Raw genomic sequence first — 23825 nt, 5'->3', positions numbered from 1 at the left:
GACGGCCTGACGGACTCCCGCACGAGAAAGGGACAAGACAGTGCCCTCCACCACCGAGAAGACACCCAGGCGCGGGACGGTGCAGCGGCCGGGCGACCGTGTCTTCGCCGGAGCCTCCACCGGGGCAGGGATCACGATCCTCGCGATCCTGGCCGGGGTCGCGGCCTTCCTGGTCATCGAGGCATGGCCGGCCCTGTGGGCGTCGGACGAGGAGATGCCGGACGGCGAGGGCCTCGTCCTGTACGTCTGGCCCCTGCTGTTCGGCACGCTCATATCCGCGACGTTCGCCCTCCTGATCGCCACGCCGTTCGCCGTGGCGATCGCGCTGTTCATCTCGCACTACGCGCCGCGCCGCGTCGCCGTGACGCTCGGCTACCTGATCGACCTGCTCGCGGCCGTGCCGAGCATCATCTTCGGCCTGTGGGGCGCGGCCGAACTGGCGCCGCTCACCGTGGAACCGACGCAGTGGCTCGCCGACAACCTGGGCTTCATCCCGCTGTTCGAGGGCCCGGCGTCCGCCACCGGCCGCACGATGCTCGTGGCGTCGATGGTGCTCGCGGTGATGATCCTGCCGATCACCACCGCCGTGGTGCGCGAGGCGTTCCTCCAGACGCCGCGGCTGCACGAGGAGGCGTCGCTCGCGCTGGGCGCGACCCGCTGGGAGATGATCCGCATGGCGGTGCTGCCGTTCGGCCGCTCCGCGATCATCGGCGGCGCGATGCTCGGCCTCGGGCGGGCGCTCGGCGAGACGATGGCGGTGGCGATCGTGCTGTCCGGTTCCGCGGGCGTCACGTTCAACATCATCGGCTCGGGCAACCCGTCGTCGATCGCGGCGAACATCGCGCTGCGCTTCCCCGAGTCCTCAGGACTGGACATCAACGTCCTGATCGCCTCGGGTCTCGTCCTCTTCGCCGTCACGCTCTTCGTCAACATGGGCGCCCGTGCGGTGATCAACCGGCGCCGCGACTTCTCGGGAGCCAACTGATGAGCACCCCTCCCACCAACCCCGCCACGGGCCCCGCCGAGTCGCTCGACACGGACCGCCTCCCGGCCCACGAGGACCCGGGGCCGCAGACGGTGACGCTCGCCGCCGTCCCGCTGACGCGGGGCAGCCTCCCCCGGCACGCGGCCCGTCTGGTGCTGCTGGGCGCCGTCGGTCTCGGCGCGGCCCTGTTCGCGGCCGGTCTCGGCGCGACGTGGGGCGCCGTCCTCGCCGCCGTGGCGTACACGGTCGTGATCTACCTGTGGTCGCGCTCGGTCGAGGGCACGCGCCGGGCGTTCGACCGGTTCGTGACGGCGGTGGTCAGCTCGGCGTTCCTCGTCGCGCTGGTGCCGCTGGCGTCGGTCGTGTGGACCGTGGTGGACCGCGGCCTCGCACGCTTCGACACGGAGTTCTTCAGCTACTCGATGCGCGGCGTCGTCGGTGAGGGCGGCGGCGTCAACCACGCCATCTTCGGCACGCTGATCATCACGGCGCTCGCCGCGCTGATCTCCGTGCCGGTCGGCATGCTCACCGCCATCTACCTGGTCGAGTACGGGCGCGGCGCGCTGGCGCGGGCGATCACGTTCTTCGTGGACGTCATGACCGGCATCCCCTCGATCGTGGCGGGCCTGTTCGCCTACGCGCTCTTCGAGCTGTTCTACGGTCCAGGCGTCCGCATGGGCTTCATGGGCTCGGTCGCGCTGAGCATCCTCATGATCCCCATCGTGGTGCGCTCCACCGAGGAGATGCTCAAGCTGGTGCCGAACGAGCTGCGCGAGGCGTCGTACGCGCTGGCCGTCCCGAAGTGGCGGACGATCGTGAAGGTCGTCCTGCCCACCGCGATCGCGGGCATCGCGACCGGTGTGACGCTGGCGATCGCCCGTGTCATCGGCGAGACGGCGCCGCTGCTCATCACGGTCGGCATCACCACCAGCGACAACTTCGACCCGTTCGACGGCCGGATGGCGACCCTGTCGGTCTTCTCGTTCAGCCAGTACGCCACGCCGGGCATCCCCCGTGAGGCGTACTTCGACCGGGCCTGGTCCGCCGCGCTGCTGCTGATCCTCATCGTGATGGTCCTCAACCTGGGAGCGCGGCTGATCTCCCGGCTGTTCGCCCCCAAGACCCGCGGCTGACGGCCGCCGCCCCCCGGAACCCCGGACGAAGAAAGCGAAGCACTGTGGCCAAGCGCATCGAGGTCAAGGGCCTCGACATCTACTACGACAAGTTCCTCGCCGTGCAGGGCGTGTCGATGACGATCGAGCCGCGGTCGGTGACCGCGCTGATCGGCCCGTCGGGCTGCGGCAAGTCCACCTTCCTGCGCACGCTCAACCGCATGCACGAACTGGTGCCGAACGCGCGGGTCGAGGGCAAGGTCCTCATGGACAACGAGGACCTGTACGGCGCGAACGTGGACCCGGTCAACGTCCGGCGGCACATCGGCATGGTGTTCCAGCGGCCGAACCCGTTCCCCACCATGTCGATCTACGACAACGTGGTGGCGGGCGTCCGGCTCAACAGCAAGCGGATGAAGCGCGCCGACCTCGACGCCCTGGTGGAGCGGTCCCTGCGCTCCGCGAACCTGTGGGAAGAGGTCAAGGACCGGCTGAACCGGCCGGGTTCCGGCCTGTCGGGCGGCCAGCAGCAGCGGCTGTGCATAGCCCGCGCGATAGCCGTGCAGCCGGACGTCCTGCTCATGGACGAGCCGTGCTCGGCGCTCGACCCGATCTCCACCCAGGCCATCGAGGACCTGATGCTGGAGCTGAAGGAGCAGTACACGATCGTCATCGTGACCCACAACATGCAGCAGGCCGCGCGGGTCAGCGACGTCACGGGCTTCTTCAACCTGCGGGCGGTCGGCGAGCCCGGCGGCCTCGTGGAGATCGACGAGACGACGAAGATCTTCTCCACGCCGAGCAACCAGGCCACCGAGGACTACATCTCGGGCCGCTTCGGCTGACCGGGCCGGCTGCCCCGGCCCGGCCACGCGCCGGGGCGGCCCGTTCGCCGCGCCGGTCCCGCCCGGCGCGTCACAGCTCGCGGGCGATGTGGTGGATGAGCTGCCTGGACTCGCCCGGATCGAGCGAGAACTTCTCGCAGCGGCCGAAGAAGAGCCGGTAGCGCTCCAGTTGCGCCTCGGTGTCGATGAACGAGCCCCCGCCGGTGGCCGCGTCCACCTGCACGGTGTCCAGCTGAGGCACGACACCGTCCGCGTACAGCACGGGCTGGATGGCCTCGAAGTAGTTCTCGTTGGTGAACGGGACGACGCGCAGCGTGATGTGGGGCCGCTCGGCGTCGGCCATGAGCTGGTCGAGCTGCCGCCGCATCACCTGACGGCCGCCGATCCGCATCCGCAGCGCCGCCTCGTGCAGGAAGACGTCGAACGGCGGCGGGTGCGCCCGCTCCAGCACGACCTTGCGCCGCATCCGGTGCCGCGTGCGCAGCTCGACCTCCTCCGGGGGCAGTTCGACCAGGGCCCCGGTGAACAGGGCCCGCGCGTACTCCTCGCTCTGGAGCAGCCCCGGCACCGAGACGGTGTGGAATATGCGCATCGAGACGGCATGGTGCTCCAGCTCGCACATGTCCATCCACAGCGGTGCAAGGATGCCCCGGTACTCGTCCCACCAGAACTGGCCCCGGTGCTCGCGGGCGATGGCGCACAGCGCGCCGACCAACTCCTCGTCGCCGCACTCGTAGAAGCCGGTCAGACGGCGGATGCGCTCCTCGCTGACGCCGATGCGGCCCGACTCTATGTGGCTGATCTTCCCCTGATCCGTGCCGAGCATGGCGGCGGCCTCACGCGCCGTTCTCCCGGCCCGTTCGCGCAGACGGCGCAACTCCGTTCCCAGGCGCACCTGTCGGGCGGTCGGGCTCTCCCTCGGCGGCATCGGTCATCCGGTCCTTTCCGTCACGTGGGACGAGTCTGCCGCCCGGTCACCCCCTGAGTCCACTTGCCTACGGAGCCGCTCACGCGTACGCATCCCCGGTGGCGCAACGTTATCCCCGTGGCACGCGGGGCCACCGGGGCGGGCCACGCCCGGCCGCACGGCAGGACCGGCACGGACGCGCGGGGCGGGTACGGCCGGGTGGCGCCGGGGCGCGCGACCGCGCGGGCCCGCGTGCGGCGGGCTCTTTACCGGAAGTTGTCGCCGAGAGTGACGTCCGACCGGTGCCACGCGCGTGCGGTGCGGGTAGCGTGGGGGGGATGACCGCTCCGTCCACAGTCCCGCCCCGCACCCTCGCCGACGAGCTGCGCGCCCGCTCGGACGCGGAACTCGCCGGGCTGCTGCGGACACGCGCCGACCTGCTCTCCCCGCTCCCCGGCGACCTGTCACAGCTGGCCACCCGCGCGGGCGCCCGCGCGTCCGTCCTGCGCGTGCTGGAACGCCTGGACACCTTCACGCTCCAGACGGCCGAGGCACTCGCCGTCGCCCCGCAGCCCTGCCCCGTCGAGAACCTGACGGCGCTGCTGCCCGGCGGCGAGGAGAAGGTACCGGCCGCCGTCGCGACGCTCCGTGCGCGCGCGGTGCTGTGGGGGCGACCCGACGGCCTGCGGCTCGTGCGGACGGCGCAGGAGCTGCTGGCGCCCACCGCCGCGCGCCCCAGCGCCACCGGCCTCGGCCCGACCCTCGCGGAGACGGCCAACGGCATCTCCCCGCGCCGCATCCAGGAACTCCTGCTGCACGCCGGACTCCCCGGCACGCACGACCCCGTCAGCGCCCTGACCGCGCTCACCGGCCTGTTCCGGGACGCCGACCGGCTCGCCGCCCTGCTCGCCGACGCCCCCGACGGGTCGCAGGCCGTCCTCGACCGGCTGACGTGGGGGCCGCCGTACGGCGAGATCTCCGCGCAGCCCGCCCCGCATCTGCGCTGGCTGCTGGACCGCGGCCTGCTGATGCCCACCTCCCCCGGCACCGTGGTGCTGCCCCGCGAGGTGGCGCTCCAGCTGCGCGGCGGCCGTGCCCACCGCGTCCTGTCGCCCGAGCCGCCGCCCCTGACCCCGCGCGCCACGCCAGGACCCGGCGTCACGGACGCCACGGCGGCCGGTGCCGCGTACACGGCGCTGACGGTCGTCGAGGAACTGCTCAGCGAGTGGGAGCGCGAGGGGCCGCCCGTGCTGCGGGCCGGTGGCCTGGGCGTGCGCGACCTGAAGCGGACGGCCGTCGTGCTCGACGTCCCCGAGCCCGAGGCGGCCTTCTGGGTCGAACTGGCCTACGCCGCCGGGCTGCTGGCCTCCGACGGCCAGGCCGACGAACGGTACGCGCCGACCCCCGCGTACGACCGCTGGCTCGCCGCCCCGTCGCAGTGGCGCTGGCTGCTGCTGGTCACCGCCTGGCTGGCCGGGACACGCGTCCCCGGGCTCGTCGGGGGCCGTGACTCCAAGGGCCGCCCGCTCACCGCGCTCGGCCCCGGGCTCGACCGTGGCCCGGCCGTGGCGCTGCGCCGCCGGGTCCTCGCCCTGCTCGCGTCCGTCGAGCCGGGCACGGCCCCGGCGCCCGAGGCGATGGCGGAACGCGTGCGCTGGGAGCTGCCGCGGCGCTGTCCCGCCGAGACGCGGGCGCTGCTGAGCGAGGCGGCGTTCACCGAGGCGGAACGGCTCGGCGTCACCGGGCGCGGCGCGCTGGCCGGTTTCGTCCGGCCCCTGCTGGGCGACACGCCCGACACCGAGGCGGCGGCCGTCCTGCTGGCCCCGCTGCTGCCCGAGCCGCTGGACCACTTCCTCCTCCAGGCCGACCTGACGGCCGTCGCCCCCGGGCCGCTGCGGCGCGACGTACGGCAGGTGATGGCGGTGCTGGCCGACGTCGAGTCCACCGGCGGCGCCACCGTCTACCGCTTCACGACCGCCTCGGTGCGCCGCGCGCTCGACTCGGGCCGGACGGCGGGCGAGCTGCACGCGTTCCTCGCCGAACGCTCCCGCACCCCCGTGCCGCAGCCGCTGTCCTACCTCGTGGACGACGTGGCCAGGCGTCACGGCCAGCTGCGGGTCGGCGCGGCGTCCGGATACATCTGCTGCGAGGACGACGCCGTCCTCACCCAGCTGCTCGCCGACCGGCGCTCGGAACCGCTGCGGCTGCGCCGCATCGCGCCGAGCGTGCTGGTCACCCCCACGCCGCCCGACCTCCTCCTGACGCGCCTGCGGGAGCTGGGCTTCGCCCCGGCGGCCGAGGGCACGGACGGCACGGTCGTCGCCCTGTCCACCGAGCCGCGCCGCACCCCGCCGCGCAGCGCGCCGGAACCGGCCCCCGACAGCCCGCCGCGCGCCGACGACACGCTGCTCACGGCGGCCGTACGGGCGATCCGCGCCGGGGACCACGCGGCGGGGGACGGCCCCCGTCCGGTGGGCGGCAGGCTGCCCGCCACGGTCGCGGACCCCGGGGGCCCCGCCCCGCGCACGTCGGCGACCGAGACGCTGGGCGCCCTGCGCGTGGCGGCCGGGAAGGGCACGCCGGTGCGCATCGGGTACGTCGGCGCGGACGGCGTCGCGGCGCAGCACGTGCTCACGCCGGTGCGGGTGGAGGGCGGCTTCGTCACGGCCTTCGACCACACGGCCGACGAGGTCCGCACGTATCCGCTGCACCGCATCACGGGCGCGGCGGCGCTGCCGGAGTGAGCGGGGGCCGTCAGCGGGCGGCTGCCCGTGCGAAGGCGACGCGCGCCCACAGCAGGCCGACGACCGTCAGGCCCGCGCACCAGGCGAGCGCGACGGCGCCGTCGGTGCCGATCGCGGTGCCCGTCAGCAGGCCGCGGAGCGTCTCGATGACCGGCGTGAACGGCTGGTGCTCGGCGAACCACCGGGTGGCCGCGGGCATGGAGTCCGCGGGCACGACGGCGCTGCCGAGGAACGGCAGGAACTGGAGCGGCAGCGGCCCGTTGCTCGCCGACTCGGGGGTGCGCGCGACCAGGCCCATCGCGGCGCCGACCCAGCTGAGCGCCAGCGCGACGAACGCGAGGAGCCCGGCGGCGGCGAGCCATTCGACGGGCGTGGCGTCCGGCCGGAAGCCGACGGCCACCGCGACGGCGATCACCAGGGCGATGCTGACGAGCGTCTGGAGCGTGGTGCCGAGGACGTGCCCGGCGATGATCGAGGCGCGGGAGATCCGCAGGGTGCGGAACCGGTTGACGATCCCCTCGGTCATGTCCATGCACAGGCCGACCGCCGTGGCGACGGCGCCCGAGGCCGCCGCCATCAGGAAGATGCCGGGGGCGACGTACTCGATGTACGCGCCGCGCGTCCCGATGCCCTCGCCGAGCGCGCCGCCGAAGGCGTAGGTGAAGACGAGCAGCATCAGCACCGGCATGCCGACGACGACGGTGGTCATGGCGGGGTAGCGCAGGGCGTGGCGGAGGTTGCGGCGCGTCAGGGTGAGCGAGTCGGTGAGCACATGGGACGGGGCGAGGGCGGGCGCAAGGATCGGGGCGCTCATCGGGCGTTCTCCTCCGGCGTGGCGGGCGGGGTGTCGTGGCGCCCGGTCAGGGCGAGGAAGACGTCGTCCAGGTCGGGGGTGTGGACGGTGAGCGCGGTGGCCTCGACCGCCGAGGCGTCGAGGATGCCGAGGACGGAGCGGACGGCCGTGATGCCGCCGTCGCAGGGGATGTCGAGGAGGAGCGCGGCGTCGTCACGGCGGGCCGCCTCCCCGAAGACGGCGACGGCGCGGGCGTACTGCTCCTGGGCGTCGAAGCGCAGCCGGATGTGGCCGCCGGGGACGCGGCGCTTCAGCTCGTCGGGCGTCCCCTCGGCGACGAGGCGTCCGCCGTCGAGGACGCCGACGCGGTCGGCCAGCCGGTCGGCCTCCTCCAGGTACTGCGTGGTGAGGACGACCGTCACGCCCCGGCCGCCGACCAGCTCCCGGATGATCCGCCACATCGTGCGGCGGCTTCGCGGGTCGAGGCCGGTGGTCGGCTCGTCCAGGAAGAGGACGCGTGGGTCGCCGATCAGGGTCATGGCGAGGTCGAGCTTGCGGCGCATGCCGCCGGAGAAGGTGGCGACGGGATTGCGCGCGGCCTCGGCCAGGTCGAGGCCTGCCAGCAGCGCGTCGGCGCGGCGGCGGCCCTCGTGGCGGCCGAGATGGTGCAGGTCGGCCAGCAGGATCAGGTTCTCCCGCGCCGTGAGCAGGTGGTCCACGGCGGCGAACTGTCCGGTGACGCCGATGACGGAGCGCACGCCGTCCTGGTCGCGGGCCAGGTCGTGGCCGCCGATGGTGGCGCTGCCCGCGTCGGGGCGGGTGAGGGTCGTGAGGATGCCGACGGTGGTGGTCTTGCCCGCGCCGTTCGGGCCGAGGAGCGCGTAGACGCTGCCCTCGGGGACGTGCAGGTCGATGCCGTCCACGGCGGCCTTGCCGCCGTAGGACTTCCGCAGCCCGGTGGCCGTGAGCGCGGCGGTGGTGCCGGTGACCGTCATGCCGGTCCCCCTCTTGGTGTCGGTCGGCGGGGCGGTGGGTCGTCCGCGGTGGGGGCGGACGCGGCGGGTCAGACGCGGTGGACGACGATGTCGCCGACGTCGGCGCGGGCGCGGATCTCGACCGTGGCCTCGTCCGCGGCGGGGCTGCCGGTGGCGGCGAGGTCGTTGCGTACCCGGCCGAGGCCGGTGGCCAGGTCGAGCCAGGCGGCGGTCGTGCCGGGGACGCCCACCTCGATGTCGCCCATGGCGGTCTTCAGGGTGACGGCCGCGCCCGGCACCGCCTCGGTGACGTGGATGCTGCCGCGCGCGGAGCGGACATCGACGGTGGCGAGGGCGACATCGACGGTGATGGTGCCGTCGGACGAGGCCGCGCGCAGCTCGCCGGTGACCCGGCCGACGGCCGTCTCGCCGGTGAGGTTGCTGAGGTCGGCGGCGCCGGTGACCTCGCCGACGGTCAGCCGCCCCGTGCAGCCCGCCTTCGTGTCGCCGGTGGCGCGGCCGATCCTGATGTCGCCGTGCGAGGTCTTCAGCTGGGTCCTGGCCGCCGACTCGACGGTGAGGTCGCCGAGCGACGTCTTGAGGTGGACGTCGCCCAGGGGGCCCTCGCAGACCATGTCGGCCATCGGCACGGTCGCGCGGACGTGCGACCCGGCGGGCAGGCCGACCAGGACGCGGAGGGCCCCCGGCCTGCCGAACAGGGAGCGCTTGCGGGGGCCCTTGACCGCGAGCGTGGTGCCGCTGAGGGAGGCCCTGGTCTGCTCGGCGGCGCGGACGTCGGTCTCGCGCGCCGGGTCCTGCGGCAGGACCTCGACGGAGGCGTCGTCGCGGTCGCTCGCCGTGACGACGACCGCTCCGACGTCGAACTCCAGGGTGAGGGTGAGGGGCCCTTGGGTGGGTTGGGTGGGGAAAAGAGGCATGGCTGTCCCGTCCTGCTGGCTCGGAAGGCGCGTCCCCGCTGGGGGGCGGCCGGTGAAGGGGTGTGCGGAGGGTGGGCCCGACGCCCGTCAGCGGGCCCAGCCGCTGAACTTCTGGCCGACGGCGGACCGTCCCCTGACCGTCCCGGCGTGGGCGTCCGGCTCCAGCGCGGCGGTGGTGGCGCGGACCAGCCAGGCGTTGACGGAGAGACCGTCGCGGGCCGCCGCCTCCTCCAGGCGGCTCTTGAGGTGGGCGGGGAGGCGGAAGTTGACGCGCGCGGTGGCGCCGTCGTCGGCGTCGGAAGGCGAGGCGACGGGGGCGGCCGTGACGTCCGGCGCCACGTCGGCGCCGTGCTCGGGCCCGGGCGGGGCGGTGACGACGAACTCCGGGTCGAGACCGCGCAGCCGCACATCGACGGAGCCGGGAGCCAGGTCCCGCGTGACCTCCTCCATCGCGTCGGACAGCGCGTTCAGCAGGGTCAGCCGCGCGCCGGACTCCAGGGGAGCGGTCAACCGCTCGGCCAGGGCACGGGCGTCCGCGCCGCCCGCCTCCGCGGCGACCGCCAGCTCGTGGCGCAGATGATCGACATAGGGCGTGAGGTCCATGACGCCATCATGGCACCACATTGGCGCCATCCACAAGCCTTGCGCGCCCCACTTGGCGCCACTCATGCGCCAGAGTGGCGCCCGATGGCGCACTCCCTGTCGGCCAACCGCGCCCCGCCCTACGCTGGCGCCGTGATCACCGTCCCGCCGCGCCTCGCCGCGCACCACGCCGCCTTCTCCGGCGACGCGGGGCGCGCCTGGACGGCCGCCCTCCCCGCGCTCGCCGACCGCATGCTGGCGGAATGGCGGCTGCGCCCCACCGGCCCGGCCATGCACGGCATGGTCGCCCTCGTCCTCCCGGTCACGACCGGGGACGGCATCCCCGCCGTCCTCAAGCTCCAGCCGCCCGACGAGGAGACCGAGGGCGAGCCGTCCGCCCTCGCCGCCTGGGACGGGGACGGCGCCGTACGCCTCCTCGCCCACCACCCCGGGACCGGCTCGATGCTGCTGGAACGCCTGTCGCAGCGCTCACTGGCCGACGTCGCCGACGCACGCGAGGCCGTCACCCTCCTCACCGGGCTGCTCGCCCGCCTCACCGCCGCCACGCCCCCGCCAGGGCTGCGGCAGTTGCGCGACCTCGCGGACGCCATGCTCGCCCGCGTCCCCACGGCCCTGCGGGACGCCGATCCCGTCTGCCGCCCGCTGCTGCGGGACTGCGCGGCGGCCGTCCGCGAGGTGCGCGACGAGCCGGGCGACCGGCTCCTGCACTGGGACCTGCACTACGAGAACGTCCTCGCGCCGCTCCTCGGCTCCGGCCGCGAACCGTGGCTCGCCATCGACCCGAAGCCCCTCGTCGGCGACCCCTGCTTCGACCTCGCGCCCGCCCTCCACAACCGCTGGACGCCGGACGGCACGCGCGCCCGCTTCGACCTGATGACCGGCCTCCTCGGCGTCGATCGCGCGCGGGCCCGCGCCTGGACCCTCGGCCGGGTGCTCCAGAACGCGCTGTGGTCCGTCGCGTCGGGCGCGGGCGGCCCCTCCCCCGAGCAGACCGGGATCTACGCCGCCCTGCGCTGACGCCCGCCCCGGCAGAACACCTGGCAGACGGCCCGCCGCGCCCTGGACCGGGGTAGAATTCTTTGTTTCGCGTGAACGTCGAACGCGGATGGCGGCACGCTTTTTCCGGTTTCCCGGAAGGCACCGGCCGGGACGGCCGGGGAGCACCGTGCCGTCCGTCACAGGACGATCCCGACCCCGGAGGTATGCGTGTCCTGCCTGATCGTCCAGAGTGACAAGACCCTGCTCCTCGAAGTCGATCACGAGCAGGCCGACGAGTGCCGCCGCGCCATCGCCCCGTTCGCCGAGCTGGAGCGCGCGCCGGAGCACATCCACACCTACCGCGTCACGCCCCTCGGCCTGTGGAACGCCCGCGCCGCGGGGCACGACGCCGAGCAGGTCGTGGACGCGCTCGTCACGTACTCCCGCTACCCCGTGCCGCAGGCGCTCCTCGTGGACATCGCCGAGACCATGGCGCGGTACGGCCGCCTGTCCCTCATGAAGCACCCCGCGCACGGGCTCGTCCTCCAGACGACGGACCGGCCGGTGCTGGAGGAGATCCTGCGCAGCAAGCGCATCCAGCCGCTGGTCGGCGCGCGGCTCGACCCGGACACCGTCGTCGTCCACCCCTCGGAGCGCGGCCAGATCAAGCAGGCGCTGCTGCGGCTCGGCTGGCCCGCAGAGGACCTGGCGGGCTACGTGGACGGCGAGGCGCACCCCATCAAGCTGGACGAGGACGGCTGGCAGCTGCGGCCCTACCAGCGGCAGGCCGTGGAGGGCTTCTGGCACGGCGGGTCGGGGGTCGTGGTGCTGCCGTGCGGCGCGGGCAAGACGCTGGTCGGCGCGGGGGCGATGGCGCGGGCGGAGTCCACGACGCTGATCCTCGTCACCAACACCGTCTCGGCCAGGCAGTGGAAGTCCGAGCTGGTCAGACGCACCTCGCTCACCGCCGACGAGATCGGCGAGTACAGCGGCACGCGCAAGGAGATCCGCCCGGTCACGATCGCGACCTACCAGGTCCTCACGACACGGCGGAAGGGCGTCTACCCGCACCTGGAGCTGTTCGACTCCCGCGACTGGGGGCTGATCGTCTACGACGAGGTGCACCTGCTGCCCGCGCCCGTCTTCAAGTTCACCGCCGACCTCCAGGCGCGGCGGCGGCTCGGGCTGACGGCGACGCTGGTGCGGGAGGACGGGCGGGAGTCCGACGTCTTCTCGCTCATCGGGCCCAAGCGCTTCGACGCCCCCTGGAAGGAGATCGAGTCCCAGGGGTACATCGCGCCCGCCGACTGCGTCGAGGTCCGGGTGGACCTCACCGAGTCGGAGCGGCTCGCGTACGCCATGGCGGAGCCCGAGGACAGGTACCGCTTCTGCGCGACCACGGACGCCAAGCAGCGCATCACCGAGGCCCTGGTCAGACAGCACGCGGGCCAGCAGACGCTGGTGATCGGCCAGTACATCGACCAGCTGGACGAGCTGGGCGAACGGCTCGGCGTCCCGGTCATCAAGGGCGAGACGACCAACACGCAGCGCGAGAAGCTGTTCGACGCGTTCCGCTCCGGCGAGCTGAACGTCCTGGTCGTCTCCAAGGTCGCGAACTTCTCGATCGACCTGCCCGAGGCGACGGTCGCCATCCAGGTGTCCGGCACCTTCGGCTCGCGCCAGGAGGAGGCGCAGCGGCTCGGCCGGGTCCTGCGGCCCAAGGCGGACGGTCACGAGGCGCGCTTCTACTCGGTGGTCGCGCGCGACACGATCGACCAGGACTTCGCGGCGCACCGGCAGCGGTTCCTCGCCGAGCAGGGCTACGCCTACCGGATCATGGACGCGTCCGACGTGCCGTCCTTCGGCGACGAGGGCCGCCGCGACGCCTCCTGACCGCCGCCCGTCCGCCCGTCCGCCCGTCCGCCCGTGTCCCGGAGGATGCGGCGACCTCGCGACCGGCCCGGGCCGCGAGGGCGGCCCGACCGGCGCCCGTCCGCCCGTCACCAGGCCGTCCGCCGCGCCTGACGTCCGGCGGACGTCGCCCGGTGCCCGAGGACGCCCGGGTGGTCCCCTCGTCCACCCGGACGCCCCACCGGTGCGGACGGCACAGGACCGGGCCACGCCCGGCCCGGTGCCCGCGCGCCGCCGCCCGCCACCGCACGGCACGGACCGGTCGGTCACGTCCCCGGCGGCGGCCCCGACGGCGGGGCCGACGGGCCTCAGCGCGGCTGGCGCACGAGGCCGGGCTCCCCATCGACGCGCCCGAGGACGGCGACCTCGACGGCCGTACCGGCCATGACCCGGACCGCGCGCAGGGCGCCGCTCAGCAGGTGCCTGGTCCGCCTGACGGCGATCCGGCCGGTGGTCGTGGTGGCGTGTGCGCTGATGCTGCTCATGCCGACCAGACTGCCGTCCGCCCTGGTCACCCGGCATCGCCCGCAGGTCCGAGCGCGCCCCCGATCCTGCTGGGGTCCCGGCCGGGCAACCCCCTAGGGAACGCCCCCGACACCGGCCCGCGCCCGCGGCCGAACCACGCCCGCCCCGGCCCACGCCCGGCTCGGACTGGCCCTGCCGTGCCACCGGGGCGGAGCCCGCGCCGTGCGGCGGGAAACAATTTGCGCGCCTCCGGCCGCCCGCCCTATGCTCCCGTGCTTCCCCTCCTGCGGCGCCACCGCCCGGCAGGAGTCGGCCGGACGGAAACCGGCCGACGAGTCCGCTGCCACGGACGTACCCGCCCCGATCCACCCGCCGGAGGCACCGCCATGCCCGCTTCTTCCGCGTCCGCCGCCTCGTCGGCCTCCCCCGAGCCCGCCCCGCCGCCCCCCGACCAGGACGACCACGCGCCGCTCGCCAGGGAACAGGCCCATCTCGCCGCCTCGCGGGCCGCCCTGCGCGCCATGCGCGCGGAGACCGAGGCGCTCGACATCTCCGACGTCGCCGCGAACTGGGTGAACGCCGAGGTCCTCGCGTCCGGGATCGCCCTGCGCATCAAGGCGCTGGCCGACCTCTCCGGGACGCCCCTCTTCTTCGGCCGCCTCGATTTCGACCACTCCGTGGACGACGACGGCGAGCACGGCCACCGCTTCTACATCGGCCGCCGCCACGTCCACGACGCGCACGGCGACCCGATGGTCATCGACTGGCGCGCGCCCGTCTCGCAGCCCTTCTACCGGGCGACCAGGAACGACCCGCAGGACGTCGGGCTGCGCCGCCGCTTCGGCTACGACGGCGGGGAGCTGACCGCCTACGAGGACGAGCACCTCACGGACCCGGCGGAGGCGGAGACGGCCAGCGCGCTGCTCCAGCAGGAGATCGAGAAACCGCGCGTCGGCCCGATGCGCGACATCGTCGCGACGATCCAGCCCGAGCAGGACGAACTCGTCCGCGCCCCGCTCACCGGCACCGTCTGCGTCCAGGGGGCGCCCGGCACGGGGAAGACGGCCGTGGGCCTGCACCGCGTCGCGTATCTCCTGTACGCGCACCGGGAGCGGCTGGCCCGTACCGGCACGCTGGTCGTCGGGCCGAACCGCTCCTTCCTGCGCTACATCGAGCAGGTCCTGCCGACCCTGGGCGAGCTGGAGGTGAAGCAGGCGACCGTGGGGGAGCTGGTCGGCCGGGTCGAGGTGCGCGGCGCCGACGACGCGGTGGCCGCCGGGATCAAGGGCGACGCGCGGATGGCGGAGGTGCTGCGCCGGGCGGTACGGGCCGGGGTGCGGATGCCGGAGGAGGGCGTCGTCGTGGTGCGCGGCTCGCGCCGCTGGCGCGTGAGCGCCGGGGAGTTGGGGGAGCTGGTCCGCCAGCTCCTCGACCGGGACATCCGCTACGGGGCGGCGCGCGAGGCGCTGCCGCAGCGGATCGCGCACCTCGTGCTCGTCCAGATGGAACAGGCGGGCGAGGCACCGGACGACCGCGTGCAGAACGCGGTGGCCCGCACCCCGGCCGTGAAGGCGGCGGTGAAGGCGGCCCTTCCGCCGGTGGATCCGGCGAAGCTGGTCCTGCGGCTGCTCTCGGACGCGGACTTCCTCGCGGAGCAGGCGGACGGCGTCCTCGACGCGGAGGAGCAGCGCGCGATCCTGTGGGAGCGGGCGCCGCGCGGCCTGAAGTCCGTCCGCTGGTCGGCGGCGGACGCCGTCCTCATCGACGAGGCGCACGACCTGGTGGAGCGCACCGGCTCGCTCGGCCACGTGGTGCTCGACGAGGCGCAGGACCTGTCGCCGATGCAGTACCGCGCGGTGGGGCGGCGGTGCAGCACGGGCTCGGCGACGATCCTCGGCGACATCGCGCAGGGCACGACGCCGTGGGCCACCGACGACTGGGCCTCCGCGCTGGCGCACCTCGGCAAGCCCGACGGCCGGGTCGAGGAGCTGACGCAGGGCTTCCGCGTGCCGCGCACGGTCATCGCGTACGCCTCGCGCCTGCTGCCCGCGATCGCGCCCGAGCTGACGGAGGCGACCTCGGTCCGTGACGCCGCCGGGTCGTTCGCGATCCGGCAGGTGACGAAGGACGGCGCCGTGGTGGACGCGTGCCGTGACGCGCTGCGGCGCGAGGGCTCGGTCGGCCTGATCGCCGCCGACGCGCGGCGGCCCGCCCTGGCCGAGGCGCTTGAGGCGGCGGGCCTGCCCTTCCTCGCGCCGGGCGAGGAGACGTCGGCGGGGGCGCGGCTGACGCTGGTGCCCGCGTCGCTCGCGAAGGGCCTGGAGTACGACTACGTGGTGCTCGACGAACCGGCGGCCGTCGTGGCGGGCGAGCCCGACCGCCGCACCGGGCTGCGCCGCCTGTACGTCTGCCTGACCCGCGCGGTCTCCGGCCTGACCATCACGCACACCGAGCCGCTGCCGGGCGAGCTGGGCTGAGCGCGGCCGTAACGTCCGCCCGCACCGGTCCGGCGCCCCCACCCGCCGGACCGGGCGGAGCCCTCTCCCCCGCCCAGGGGACCGCGCCCCTCCCCCGGCACGCTCCCCGCGCAACCACCCCCACGCCCCTCGCCACCACCGCGCCCACAGCGCCGCGCCCCACCGGCGCCAGACCCCGGTACCGCCCCCGCCGTCCATGCCTCACCCTCCATGTCACCGATCAACGAACGATCCGTCACAGAGTGTGACATCGACCACTGACAATCGCGCCGGAGCGCTGGTCACCCCTTCCCCGCCGACGCCGAAACCGGCCCCGGCCCCGGCACCGGCCCCGGCACCAAGCCCTTGGAGGCTCCCCCGGCCTCCGGGTCCGGGCCCGCCGCCCGCCACAGGCGCCGACCGACCACCAGCCACAGCACCCACACCGTCACCACGAGGCCGCCCATCCCGACCCCCGTCCTGACGGCCAGCTCCCCCAGCGGCGTCGGCTCCGGCGTGACCTTGTCCACCCAGTAGGGCCCGCCCCACTCCCAGTCCATCGGCGCGCCCTCGACGAGCCGCGCCCACGCCGTCCAGCCGAAGATGCGGCAGGCCCCGTAGACGAAGTAGGCCCGGTAGCACGCCAGCATGACCCGGTCCGACATCCGCAGCCGCCGCCGCAGCCACCCCCACGCCGGATCGGACGGCACGACCTCCCCGAAGAAGTACCGCGCCCGCAGGGCCCGGAAGCCGACGAGGGCCAGCGCGAGCCAGAGGAGGTCCCAGACGAGACCGAGGCTGCCGTAGTAGGCGGCGGCGTCGCCGTACCGCCCGGCCTGCGCCGCGTACGCCCACATGCCCGTCGTGTAGTGCTGCGTCGTGAACGGGAAGAGGGCCATCGTCCCGACGCTGTCGAAGACGTCGGTGAGGACGTGCGCCGACGTGCCGACGAACAGCCCGAGCGCCCACGGCCTGCTCCTGAACAGCCACAGCACGAGCAGGCCGAGGACGACCCCGAACATCAGCGAGTGCGTGAACCCGGCGCCAGGCCAGCCCCGGTGGTAGTCCCACGGCTCGTCGGGCCGGACGACGAGGCTGCCGAGCCGGATGCCGTACACCGGCAGCTTGGTGAGCATGTCGGGCGCGAGACAGCCGACGAGGATGGCCAGGAAGGACACCTTGACCTTGAGGTGCTTGTGCAGGAGATAGCTCTCCAGCTCGTGCGCGGCCCAGCTCACCGCGCCCGCCGCCACTCGCCGACGCGCCCCGCGACCGCGACGCACGCCACGACGACCGCCGGGCCGACCAGCCAGTTCAGGACGACGGACGTCAGCAGCGCGCCCCCGACGACGAGGATCAGCCCGGCGACGGCGTACCCCACCGTCTCGGCGCGGCCCGTGCGGTGACGACGGACGCGCGGCGCGGGACGGCCGGTCGCGGGGGCGCCGCCGCCCGGCGGCGCGAGAGGAGGTGCTGTCATGCCAGGAACGCTAGGAACCGGCCGCCGTCGCGGTCGTCACCTGCGGCGCCGATCCACCGGCCTCCCCCGCGAGGACGACGCCGCTCCCCCGCGGGTACGACGTCACGCGCCCGTCGTGGATCCCGGGCGGACGATCATCAGGACGACGACGACCGCCCACAGCAGGTTGAACAGCCCGGTGGCCATGGCCAGGCGGCCGTTCACCGCCGCCGCGCCCGGGTCCGCCGCCCCGCCCCCGGCGACGGCCTCGACCGAGGCCATCACCCGCCGCTGCCCCGGCACGACGAGCAGGCCGAGCACCGCGGCGGCCAGCGCCGTCAGCACGATCGACACGAGCAGCCAGGCATCGGTCAGCACCCCCATGTGGAGGGCCGTCGCGAAGCCGAAGACGGGCACGGTGACGGCCGCCACCGCGTAGCCGCCGCATATCCGGTGCAGCAGCGCGGCGGCCCCGGTGGGCCCGGGCTGCCGGGCGTGGCGCGGGAAGAGCGAGGCGGCGACGGCGATCGGCCCGATGGCGAGGATCGCCGCGAGGACGTGGACGGACAGCAGCAGCTCGGTCATGACCTGACTCCCGGTGGACACGCAGATAAGTTGGCTGCCAATACATAGCACGCCAAGCCATCCGACAGGTAGGCTGCCTACCCATGAAGACCGACGCGGTACGCGGCCACCTCGACGGCGTCCTGCTCGCCGTCCTCGAAGCGGGCCCGCTCCACGGCTACGCGATCATCACCGCGGTCCAGCGCCGCAGCGGCGGCGCGCTCGAACTGCGCACCGGCACGATCTACCCCGCCCTCAGCAGGCTGGAGCGGACCGGGCTGCTGCGCGGGAGCTGGCAGTCCTCCGGCGAACGACGGCGCCGCAGCTACGAGCTGACGGACGCGGGCCGCCGTCGCCTCGCCGAGGAGCGCACCGCCTGGCAGGAGTTCACGGCCGTCATCGGCGCCGTCCTCAACCCCGCGCCCGAGCCCGCCTCATGACCGCCACCCGCCCGCACGACCCGGTCGAGGACTACGCGGCGGCGCTCACCTCGGCCCTCCACGGCCCCGCCCGCACGAAGGCCCGCATGGTGGCCGAGATACGCGACGGCCTCGCCGACGCCGTCGCCGCGCGCACCCGCGACGGGATGCCGTACGGGCCCGCCACGGACGCGGCCGTCCGCGAGTTCGGCACGCCGGACGAGCTTGTCCCCGACTGCCAGCGCGAACTGACCCTCGCCCAGACGCGCCACACCGCCAGGACCGCCGCCCTCACCGTGCCGCTCCTGCTCCTGTGCTGGCTCCTCACCCGCGCCGACGCGGGGCTCGCGCGCGACGTGGCCGTCCACCTGGTCGCCGCGTCCGCGTCCGTGGCGCTGCTGGCCGCGGCGGCACTGCCGGTCACCGGCCCTCTCGCGCGCACCCTGCCCGTCCCACGGCGCCTGCCCCTCGCCGTCGCATGGACCGGCAGCGCCGCCGCCGTGACGCTGGGGGCCGCCTCGCTGGCCCTCGCCCTCGTGTCGGCCCTCGCCACGGACTGGCCCGTCACCGCCCTGGCCTGCGCGGTCACCGTCACGTCGCACGCCGTCCTGGCGACTTCCGCCCGCACCTGCCGCCGCTGCGCGCGGCTCGCCCTCCCCTGACACGGCGGCGCCCTAAGCTCGGTGGCCGTGCCGCACACCGCTCCCCCGGCCCTCTATCCCCGGGCGCTGCTCGTCCTCACGGCCGCCACGGGCGCGGTGGACGCGGTCAGCTTCCTGGCGCTCGACCGCGTGTTCAGCGGCAACATGACGGGCAACGTCCTGCTGCTGGGCTTCGGCCTGGTCGGCGCCGAGGCACGGCCCGTCGTGCAGCCGCTCGTCGCCCTCGCCGCCTTCTCCCTCGGCGCCGCGCTGGGCTCACGGCTGGTACGCGCGGCGGCACGCGACCAGGCGAGCGCCACGGGCCCGCGGCTCCCCCGCGTGGCGCTCCACGTCGTCGCGGCCGAGTTGTGCCTCGTGAGCGCCCTCGCCGCGCTGTGGCCCGTGCTGGGCGACAGCCCCGGCAAGCCCGTGACGAGCCTGCTCACCGCCCTGCTGGCGCTGATGATGGGCGCCCAGACGGCGGCGATGCGCCCGACCGGCCTGTCGGACCTCAGCACAGTCGTCATCACGTCCGCGCTGGTGACGCTCGTCTCGCCGGGCGGCAGGGACGCCGTACCGCGCCAGGCCGGGGCCCTGGCCGCGCTGCTGGGCGGCGCCGCCGTGGCCGCCCTCGCCGTGATCCACGCGCACGCCGCGCTCGCGCTGGCCGGGGTCGCCGTCGCGCTGGCCACCGCGCTCGTCCTCCTGCGGCACGTGCGCGACGCCGACCTGCGCCCCGTATAACGGAACGGCATCGCCCGCGCGAGAATGGCCCCATGGCCGCCACCCCCGCCCCCGCCCCGCCCGACGACGCGCTGCTGCGGCGCTTCACCTCGCTGCCAGGCAACGGAGGCCCGGCGGGCAGCCGCCTGGGCCGCGAACTCCTCGCCCGCTGGGCCGAACCGCACCGCCGCTACCACACCACCGCCCACCTGGCCGCCGTCCTCGGCCACCTCGACGAGCTGACGGGCCACCCGGCGGACCCCGCCGCCGTCGAGCTGGCCGCCTGGTTCCACGACGCGGTCTACGACCCGTACTCCCCCGACAACGAGGAGATGAGCGCGCGCCTCGCCGAGGACCTGCTCGGCGGCGGCCCGCGCGCCACCGAGGTCGCGCGCCTCGTCCGTCTCACGGCGGGCCACGACCCCGACCCCGCCGACCGCAACGGCGCAGCCCTGTGCGACGCCGACCTCGCCGTCCTGGCGGGCACGCCCGAGCGGTACGCGGTCTACGCGGCCGAGGTCAGGCAGGAGTACGGGTACGTGGACGACGACGCGTTCCGCGAGGGCCGCGCCGACGTGCTGCGGCGCCTCCTCGCGCTGCCCGCCCTCTTCCACACCCCGTACGCGGTGGAGCACTGGGAGCAGGCCGCGCGCTTCAATCTGCGTGCGGAGCTACAGCTTCTGACCGTGTGACGGGCAGCCCGGCCGCGACCACGACCGACTGCCCCGCCCCGCGCGCCTGGAGCCACGCGCCGCCGAACGCGCCGAGCACGAGCAGGGCGCCCAGCCAGGCCGTCCAGGCGTAGCCGAGTCCCGCGCTGATGACGAGGCCGCCCACCCAGGGGCCCACCGCGTTGCCCGTGTTGAACGCCGAGGTGGCCGACGCGCCCGCGAGGGTGGGCGCGCCGGTCCCCGCGACGTTGAAGATCCGCGCGTTGAGGCCGGGGGCGCACAGGAACGACGCGAAGCCGAGCAGCCCCGCGGCGACGACCACGACCCCGGCGACGTCCGCCGCCAGCGCGGCCACCACCAGCACGCCGACGGACGTCAGCAGCCCCGAGTACAGCGTGCCGAACATGTGCTCGTCCGCGAGCCGCCCGCCCAGGACCGTGCCGAGGAACGCGCCGATGCCGTACAGCACCAGCACCACCGGCACCCAGCTCTCGTCCAGCCCGGCGACGTCGGTGAGCAGCGGGGCGAGGTAGGAGAAGAAGCAGAACGTGCCCGCGGCGAACAGGGCGATCGTGCCCATGGCGAGCCACACCTGCGGGTCACGGTAGATGCGCGCCTCCTGGCGCAGCGGCGTCCGCTCCTCGGCGCTCACGGCGGGGGTGGCGGGCACGAAGAGGAGCACGCCGACCAGGCCGATCACGGCCAGGGCGCCCACCGCCCAGAACGCGGAGCGCCAGCCGAGGCTCTGCCCGAGCACGGCGCCGCCCGGCACGCCGGTGACGTTCGCGATGCTCAGGCCGCCGATCATGACGGCCATGGCGCGCGCCCGCGCGTCGGCGGGCACCAGCGAGATCGCGACGGCCGCGCCGACCGCCCAGAAACCGGCGCACGCCAGCGCGCTCACGACGCGGCAGACGAAGAGCACGCCGTAGCCGGGCGCCAGGGCGCCGACGACATGGCCGAGCGCGAAGACGGCCAGCAGCCCGACGAGCGTGAGCCGCCGGGGCAGCCGCTGCGTCGCGGCTGCAAGCACGGGCGCGCCGACGACCATGCCGATGGCGAAGGCGGATATCAGGAGACCTGCGGTGGGGATGGAGACGTCGAGGTCATCGGCCACCTCGGGCAGCAGCCCGGACAGCATGAATTCGCTCGTCCCCAAAGCAAATACCGCCCCGCCCAAAACGTAGACGGCGAGGGGGAGTCGGGTCGTCCGCTCGGGCGCGGAGGGCACGGGGGAAGTCGGGGTAGCGGCCACGCGGACAGGAACGCCCCGCCGTCCGCCGCCCATTCCCCGCACGGAGTGATTCCGGACACCTGTCCGCATACCGGACGGGCGTGGCCGCTCAGAGCCAGCCGACGCCCGTGAGGACGGCGCGGGCGACGTCGGGGACGGTCCCGGCCGTGCTCGGGACGGCGAGGTCGGTGGTGCCCGAGGCCGCGATGATCTCGTCCAGTTCGGCGCAGCGGTCGAGGTGCCAGCGCAGTTCGGCGTCACGCCCCGAGTGCCGGGCGCGCAGCCGCGCGCGCACGACGTCGAGGTCGGCGGTGAGGCGGCAGACGGTCATCGGCACGCCGAGCGCGTCGGCGAACGCACGGCGGTCGTCCGCGCCTTCGACGACGCCCGCGAGGACGAGGCGGACGGCCCCGGCGGCGCGGGCGTTACGCGTCACGTCCCGCACGTTGCGCAGCAGCAGCGCGGCGTTGAACGGGTCGTCCGCCGGGGCGGGCCACACGCGGCGCAGCTGGTCGAGGTCGAGGACGGCGTGCGGGACCCCGGCGTCGGCCAGCAGCTCCCCGGCCGCCTCGGCCACCGACGTCTTGCCCGCCCCGACCGTGCCGTTGAGGAACAGCGCCGCGGGCTCCCCGCCCCCTGGAATGCTCATGCCGCCCGATCCTAGGAACCGGCCCCCGGCGTGTCGCCCGGGTTTGCGGAATGGCGCTTGCGGCGGCGCAGCCCCGCGGCGGTGAGGCGCACGACCAGCTCGCGGCTCGACGCGGGGACGGCGCCGAGGCGCAGCGCGTCCCCGTACCGGTCCGCGGGGATGTCGTAGTGGTCCCGCTCGAAGGCGCGCGGCGGGGCGCCGAGGCGCGCGGCGAAGGCGTGCAGTTCGCCGTACGACGCGTCGCTCACCAGGTGCGACCACAGCCGCCCGTGGCCCGGCCAGGTGGGCGGGTCGATGTAGACGGTCACCGGCTCACTCCCGCGCCTCGCCCAGCGCGCCGAGCGGCGCGACCGTGCGCCCGGTGACGCCGCAGACCCAGCGCGGGTCCTCACCCAGCTCGGGTTCGAGGTCCAGCGCGTGCTGCTCCTCGCGCGGGTCCACGCCGCAGTACGGGCAGACGGGCCACCGTCCGTGCCGCTCCAGCAGGGCGTCCTGCACGTCCTGCGCGAGCAGTCCCGGCACGAAGACCGCGCCTTCCGGCCACTGGTCCGACCACCAGCGGCGGTGCGACACTGCTGCCTCCAGCAAGGAGACCTGTTCCGGCCCCGCAAGCCCGTCCGCCGCCAGATCCGCCAGCACCAGGGCCCTGCCCCGGTGGATGGCTCCTTCCGCAGTCGGCTCGTCCATACGGACCATTGCAGCAGAGTCAGGCCGAAATCACCCAGTCGTGTCCACCGGTGGCCTTGACGAGGTGTCAGGATCGAAAATATGTTTCATCTGTGAGGATCGCGATGAAGGAAAATTTCGCCCGACGGGCAGGCCGACCGCGGCCCGTCGCCGTACCTCCCCGCCCCGCGCCCCCCGAACCGGCCGCGCTCGCCGCCAAGGTGCGCACGATGGCCCCCTCCATGACCCGTTCCATGCAGCGCGTGGCCGAGACCGTCGCGGGCGACCCGGCGGGCTGCGCCGCGCTCACGGTCACGGGCCTCGCCGAACGCACCGGCACGAGCGAGGCCACCGTCGTCCGCACGGCCCGGCTGCTCGGCTACCCCGGCTACCGTGACCTGCGGCTCGCCCTCGCCGGACTCGCCGCGCAGCAGGCGTCGGGCGCCGCCCCCGCCGTCACCGCCGACATCTCCGTGGACGACCCGTTAAGCGATGTCGTCGCGAAGCTGGCGCACGACGAGCGGCAGACCCTCACCGACACGGCGGGCGCCCTCGACCTCGTCCAGCTGGAGGCCGCCGTCAGCGCGCTGGCCACGGCCCGGCGCGTCGATGTGTACGGCACCGGGGCGTCGTCCCTCGTCGCGCAGGACCTCGCGCAGAAACTGCTGCGCATCGGGCTCATCGCCCACGCCCACGCCGACCCGCACCTCGCGGTCACCAACGCCGTGCAGCTGCGCACGGGCGACGTCGCCGTCGCCATCACGCACTCGGGCCGCACGGTGGACGTCATCGAACCGCTCCAGGTCGCCTTCGACCACGGCGCGACCACGATCGCCGTCACCGGCCGCCCCGACGGCGAGGTCACGCACTACGCGGATCACATCCTCACCACGTCCACCGCCCGGGAGAGCGAGCTGCGCCCGGCGGCGATGTCCAGCAGGACGAGCCAGCTCCTCGTCATCGACTGCCTGTTCATCGGCGTCGCCCAGCGGACGTACGACTCGGCGGCGCCCGCGCTGCACGCGAGCTACGAGGCGCTCGCGCACCGCCACACACCGCGCGAGCGGTAGAAGCGTCCACACCCGCAC

Annotated in this window: 25 protein-coding genes; 12 read left to right on the top strand and 13 right to left on the bottom strand. The window is 74.7% G+C overall.

Annotated elements, in window-relative coordinates; all coding sequences use genetic code 11:
* Nucleotides 1-40: 40 nt before the first annotated feature.
* The 3 genes from pstC to pstB are packed head-to-tail and all read left to right on the top strand — an operon-like array spanning nt 41 to nt 2942.
* Nucleotides 41-985, top strand: a complete 945-nt coding sequence (pstC, locus tag IF27_RS07635; RefSeq protein ID WP_052848628.1) for a phosphate ABC transporter permease subunit PstC — start codon at nt 41-43, stop codon at nt 983-985.
* Nucleotides 985-2118 (top strand): phosphate ABC transporter permease PstA, encoded by a 1134-nt coding sequence (gene pstA, locus IF27_RS07630; protein ID WP_190232853.1) that lies wholly within the window; start codon nt 985-987, stop codon nt 2116-2118. Before pstC ends, pstA begins: the two co-directional genes overlap by 1 nt.
* A 44-nt stretch (nt 2119-2162) precedes the next feature.
* Nucleotides 2163-2942 (top strand): phosphate ABC transporter ATP-binding protein PstB, encoded by a 780-nt coding sequence (pstB, locus tag IF27_RS07625; protein WP_052848627.1) that lies wholly within the window; start codon nt 2163-2165, stop codon nt 2940-2942.
* Between the two features lie 70 nt (nt 2943-3012).
* On the opposite strand, the gene IF27_RS07620 is transcribed toward pstB, so the two are convergent.
* Nucleotides 3013-3870: a helix-turn-helix domain-containing protein gene (locus IF27_RS07620; RefSeq protein ID WP_052848626.1), complete on the bottom strand. Its 858-nt coding sequence runs from the start codon at nt 3868-3870 to the stop codon at nt 3013-3015.
* 317 nt (nt 3871-4187) lie between these two features.
* On the opposite strand from IF27_RS07620, the gene IF27_RS07615 reads away from it, so the two are divergent.
* Nucleotides 4188-6593 (top strand): helicase-associated domain-containing protein, encoded by a 2406-nt coding sequence (locus IF27_RS07615; protein ID WP_052848625.1) that lies wholly within the window; start codon nt 4188-4190, stop codon nt 6591-6593.
* Between the two features lie 10 nt (nt 6594-6603).
* Here IF27_RS07615 and IF27_RS07610 read toward each other — a convergent pair whose 3' ends face one another.
* The 4 genes from IF27_RS07610 to IF27_RS07595 all read right to left on the bottom strand — a co-directional run bounded on the left by IF27_RS07610 (nt 6604) and on the right by IF27_RS07595 (nt 9901).
* A complete protein-coding gene (locus IF27_RS07610) occupies nt 6604-7407 on the bottom strand; it encodes an ABC transporter permease (RefSeq protein WP_052848624.1) in 804 nt (267 codons plus the stop codon).
* On the bottom strand, nt 7404-8381 hold the full coding sequence (locus IF27_RS07605) for an ATP-binding cassette domain-containing protein (RefSeq protein ID WP_052848623.1): 978 nt from the start codon (nt 8379-8381) through the stop codon (nt 7404-7406). The genes IF27_RS07610 and IF27_RS07605 overlap by 4 nt, the downstream gene beginning before the upstream one ends.
* A 68-nt stretch (nt 8382-8449) precedes the next feature.
* A complete protein-coding gene (locus tag IF27_RS07600) occupies nt 8450-9298 on the bottom strand; it encodes a DUF4097 family beta strand repeat-containing protein (RefSeq protein WP_052848622.1) in 849 nt (282 codons plus the stop codon).
* An 87-nt stretch (nt 9299-9385) separates the two neighbouring features.
* Nucleotides 9386-9901 carry a hypothetical protein gene (locus IF27_RS07595; protein WP_052848621.1) on the bottom strand — a complete coding sequence of 172 codons (516 nt, stop codon included), beginning with the start codon at nt 9899-9901 and terminating at the stop codon, nt 9386-9388.
* 84 nt (nt 9902-9985) lie between these two features.
* On the opposite strand from IF27_RS07595, the gene IF27_RS07590 reads away from it, so the two are divergent.
* The gene (locus tag IF27_RS07590) at nt 9986-10918 is read left to right on the top strand and encodes an aminoglycoside phosphotransferase family protein (RefSeq protein ID WP_052848620.1); all 933 of its coding nucleotides are present in this window, start codon (nt 9986-9988) and stop codon (nt 10916-10918) included.
* 189 nt (nt 10919-11107) lie between these two features.
* Nucleotides 11108-12772, top strand: coding sequence for a DNA repair helicase XPB (locus IF27_RS07585; protein ID WP_052848619.1), 1665 nt, complete (start codon nt 11108-11110; stop codon nt 12770-12772).
* Nucleotides 12773-13098: 326 nt separating this feature from the next.
* Here the strand turns inward: IF27_RS07585 and IF27_RS07580 are convergent, their stop codons facing one another.
* Nucleotides 13099-13275 (bottom strand): hypothetical protein, encoded by a 177-nt coding sequence (locus tag IF27_RS07580; RefSeq protein ID WP_190232852.1) that lies wholly within the window; start codon nt 13273-13275, stop codon nt 13099-13101.
* Between the two features lie 366 nt (nt 13276-13641).
* On the opposite strand from IF27_RS07580, the gene IF27_RS07575 reads away from it, so the two are divergent.
* Nucleotides 13642-15732, top strand: a complete 2091-nt coding sequence (locus tag IF27_RS07575) for a HelD family protein (RefSeq protein WP_052848617.1) — start codon at nt 13642-13644, stop codon at nt 15730-15732.
* A gap of 281 nt (nt 15733-16013) precedes the next feature.
* On the opposite strand, the gene IF27_RS07570 is transcribed toward IF27_RS07575, so the two are convergent.
* From IF27_RS07570 to IF27_RS07560, 3 genes are all read right to left on the bottom strand, one after another.
* Nucleotides 16014-16949 carry a metal-dependent hydrolase gene (locus IF27_RS07570; RefSeq protein WP_052848844.1) on the bottom strand — a complete coding sequence of 312 codons (936 nt, stop codon included), beginning with the start codon at nt 16947-16949 and terminating at the stop codon, nt 16014-16016.
* Nucleotides 16946-17191 carry a hypothetical protein gene (locus IF27_RS07565; protein ID WP_052848616.1) on the bottom strand — a complete coding sequence of 82 codons (246 nt, stop codon included), beginning with the start codon at nt 17189-17191 and terminating at the stop codon, nt 16946-16948. The genes IF27_RS07570 and IF27_RS07565 overlap by 4 nt, the downstream gene beginning before the upstream one ends.
* Before the next feature lie 102 nt (nt 17192-17293).
* The gene (locus IF27_RS07560) at nt 17294-17755 is read right to left on the bottom strand and encodes a DUF2269 family protein (protein ID WP_052848615.1); all 462 of its coding nucleotides are present in this window, start codon (nt 17753-17755) and stop codon (nt 17294-17296) included.
* A gap of 83 nt (nt 17756-17838) precedes the next feature.
* On the opposite strand from IF27_RS07560, the gene IF27_RS07555 reads away from it, so the two are divergent.
* Genes IF27_RS07555 through IF27_RS07540 form a run of 4 tightly spaced genes read left to right on the top strand, consistent with a single transcriptional unit; the run spans nt 17839 to nt 20209 of the window.
* Nucleotides 17839-18174: a PadR family transcriptional regulator gene (locus tag IF27_RS07555; protein ID WP_052848614.1), complete on the top strand. Its 336-nt coding sequence runs from the start codon at nt 17839-17841 to the stop codon at nt 18172-18174.
* Nucleotides 18171-18815, top strand: a complete 645-nt coding sequence (locus tag IF27_RS07550; protein WP_052848613.1) for a permease prefix domain 1-containing protein — start codon at nt 18171-18173, stop codon at nt 18813-18815. Before IF27_RS07555 ends, IF27_RS07550 begins: the two co-directional genes overlap by 4 nt.
* Nucleotides 18816-18842: 27 nt before the next feature.
* Nucleotides 18843-19538 (top strand): YoaK family protein, encoded by a 696-nt coding sequence (locus tag IF27_RS07545; RefSeq protein ID WP_190232851.1) that lies wholly within the window; start codon nt 18843-18845, stop codon nt 19536-19538.
* A gap of 32 nt (nt 19539-19570) precedes the next feature.
* Nucleotides 19571-20209, top strand: coding sequence for an HD domain-containing protein (locus IF27_RS07540; RefSeq protein WP_052848611.1), 639 nt, complete (start codon nt 19571-19573; stop codon nt 20207-20209).
* Here IF27_RS07540 and IF27_RS07535 read toward each other — a convergent pair.
* The 4 genes from IF27_RS07535 to IF27_RS07520 are packed head-to-tail and all read right to left on the bottom strand — an operon-like array spanning nt 20172 to nt 22758.
* Nucleotides 20172-21476 (bottom strand): Cmx/CmrA family chloramphenicol efflux MFS transporter, encoded by a 1305-nt coding sequence (locus IF27_RS07535; protein ID WP_052848610.1) that lies wholly within the window; start codon nt 21474-21476, stop codon nt 20172-20174. The genes IF27_RS07540 and IF27_RS07535 overlap by 38 nt on opposite strands.
* Before the next feature lie 55 nt (nt 21477-21531).
* On the bottom strand, nt 21532-22071 hold the full coding sequence (locus IF27_RS07530) for an adenylyl-sulfate kinase (protein ID WP_052848609.1): 540 nt from the start codon (nt 22069-22071) through the stop codon (nt 21532-21534).
* Between the two features lie 11 nt (nt 22072-22082).
* A complete protein-coding gene (locus tag IF27_RS07525) occupies nt 22083-22379 on the bottom strand; it encodes a DUF4031 domain-containing protein (RefSeq protein ID WP_052848608.1) in 297 nt (98 codons plus the stop codon).
* A gap of 4 nt (nt 22380-22383) precedes the next feature.
* Entirely contained in the window at nt 22384-22758 is a 375-nt protein-coding gene (locus IF27_RS07520; RefSeq protein WP_052848843.1) for a hypothetical protein, read from the bottom strand.
* A 104-nt stretch (nt 22759-22862) separates the two neighbouring features.
* On the opposite strand from IF27_RS07520, the gene IF27_RS07515 reads away from it, so the two are divergent.
* The gene (locus IF27_RS07515) at nt 22863-23807 is read left to right on the top strand and encodes a MurR/RpiR family transcriptional regulator (protein ID WP_190232850.1); all 945 of its coding nucleotides are present in this window, start codon (nt 22863-22865) and stop codon (nt 23805-23807) included.
* Nucleotides 23808-23825: the final 18 nt, after the last annotated feature.

It is taken from the genome of Streptomyces avicenniae (assembly GCF_000719135.1).
GTDB classification, from domain to species: domain Bacteria; phylum Actinomycetota; class Actinomycetes; order Streptomycetales; family Streptomycetaceae; genus Streptomyces; species Streptomyces avicenniae.
The sequence above is the reverse complement of the archived record's forward strand: the minus strand, read 5'-3'. Positions and strand labels throughout refer to the sequence as shown.

Coding starts and splice junctions, on each gene's coding strand:
- IF27_RS07580 (WP_190232852.1), bottom strand. CDS start 13,275: ATGAGCAGCATCAGCGCACACGCCACCACGACCACCGGCCGGATCGCC.
- IF27_RS07615 (WP_052848625.1), top strand. CDS start 4,188: ATGACCGCTCCGTCCACAGTCCCGCCCCGCACCCTCGCCGACGAGCTG.
- IF27_RS07540 (WP_052848611.1), top strand. CDS start 19,571: ATGGCCGCCACCCCCGCCCCCGCCCCGCCCGACGACGCGCTGCTGCGG.
- IF27_RS07600 (WP_052848622.1), bottom strand. CDS start 9,298: ATGCCTCTTTTCCCCACCCAACCCACCCAAGGGCCCCTCACCCTCACC.
- IF27_RS07515 (WP_190232850.1), top strand. CDS start 22,863: ATGAAGGAAAATTTCGCCCGACGGGCAGGCCGACCGCGGCCCGTCGCC.
- IF27_RS07575 (WP_052848617.1), top strand. CDS start 13,642: ATGCCCGCTTCTTCCGCGTCCGCCGCCTCGTCGGCCTCCCCCGAGCCC.
- IF27_RS07610 (WP_052848624.1), bottom strand. CDS start 7,407: ATGAGCGCCCCGATCCTTGCGCCCGCCCTCGCCCCGTCCCATGTGCTC.
- IF27_RS07605 (WP_052848623.1), bottom strand. CDS start 8,381: ATGACGGTCACCGGCACCACCGCCGCGCTCACGGCCACCGGGCTGCGG.
- IF27_RS07550 (WP_052848613.1), top strand. CDS start 18,171: ATGACCGCCACCCGCCCGCACGACCCGGTCGAGGACTACGCGGCGGCG.
- pstA (WP_190232853.1), top strand. CDS start 985: ATGAGCACCCCTCCCACCAACCCCGCCACGGGCCCCGCCGAGTCGCTC.
- IF27_RS07555 (WP_052848614.1), top strand. CDS start 17,839: ATGAAGACCGACGCGGTACGCGGCCACCTCGACGGCGTCCTGCTCGCC.
- IF27_RS07530 (WP_052848609.1), bottom strand. CDS start 22,071: ATGAGCATTCCAGGGGGCGGGGAGCCCGCGGCGCTGTTCCTCAACGGC.
- IF27_RS07535 (WP_052848610.1), bottom strand. CDS start 21,476: ATGGGCGGCGGACGGCGGGGCGTTCCTGTCCGCGTGGCCGCTACCCCG.
- IF27_RS07560 (WP_052848615.1), bottom strand. CDS start 17,755: ATGACCGAGCTGCTGCTGTCCGTCCACGTCCTCGCGGCGATCCTCGCC.
- IF27_RS07520 (WP_052848843.1), bottom strand. CDS start 22,758: ATGGACGAGCCGACTGCGGAAGGAGCCATCCACCGGGGCAGGGCCCTG.
- IF27_RS07595 (WP_052848621.1), bottom strand. CDS start 9,901: ATGGACCTCACGCCCTATGTCGATCATCTGCGCCACGAGCTGGCGGTC.
- IF27_RS07620 (WP_052848626.1), bottom strand. CDS start 3,870: ATGCCGCCGAGGGAGAGCCCGACCGCCCGACAGGTGCGCCTGGGAACG.
- IF27_RS07565 (WP_052848616.1), bottom strand. CDS start 17,191: ATGACAGCACCTCCTCTCGCGCCGCCGGGCGGCGGCGCCCCCGCGACC.
- IF27_RS07590 (WP_052848620.1), top strand. CDS start 9,986: ATGGCGCACTCCCTGTCGGCCAACCGCGCCCCGCCCTACGCTGGCGCC.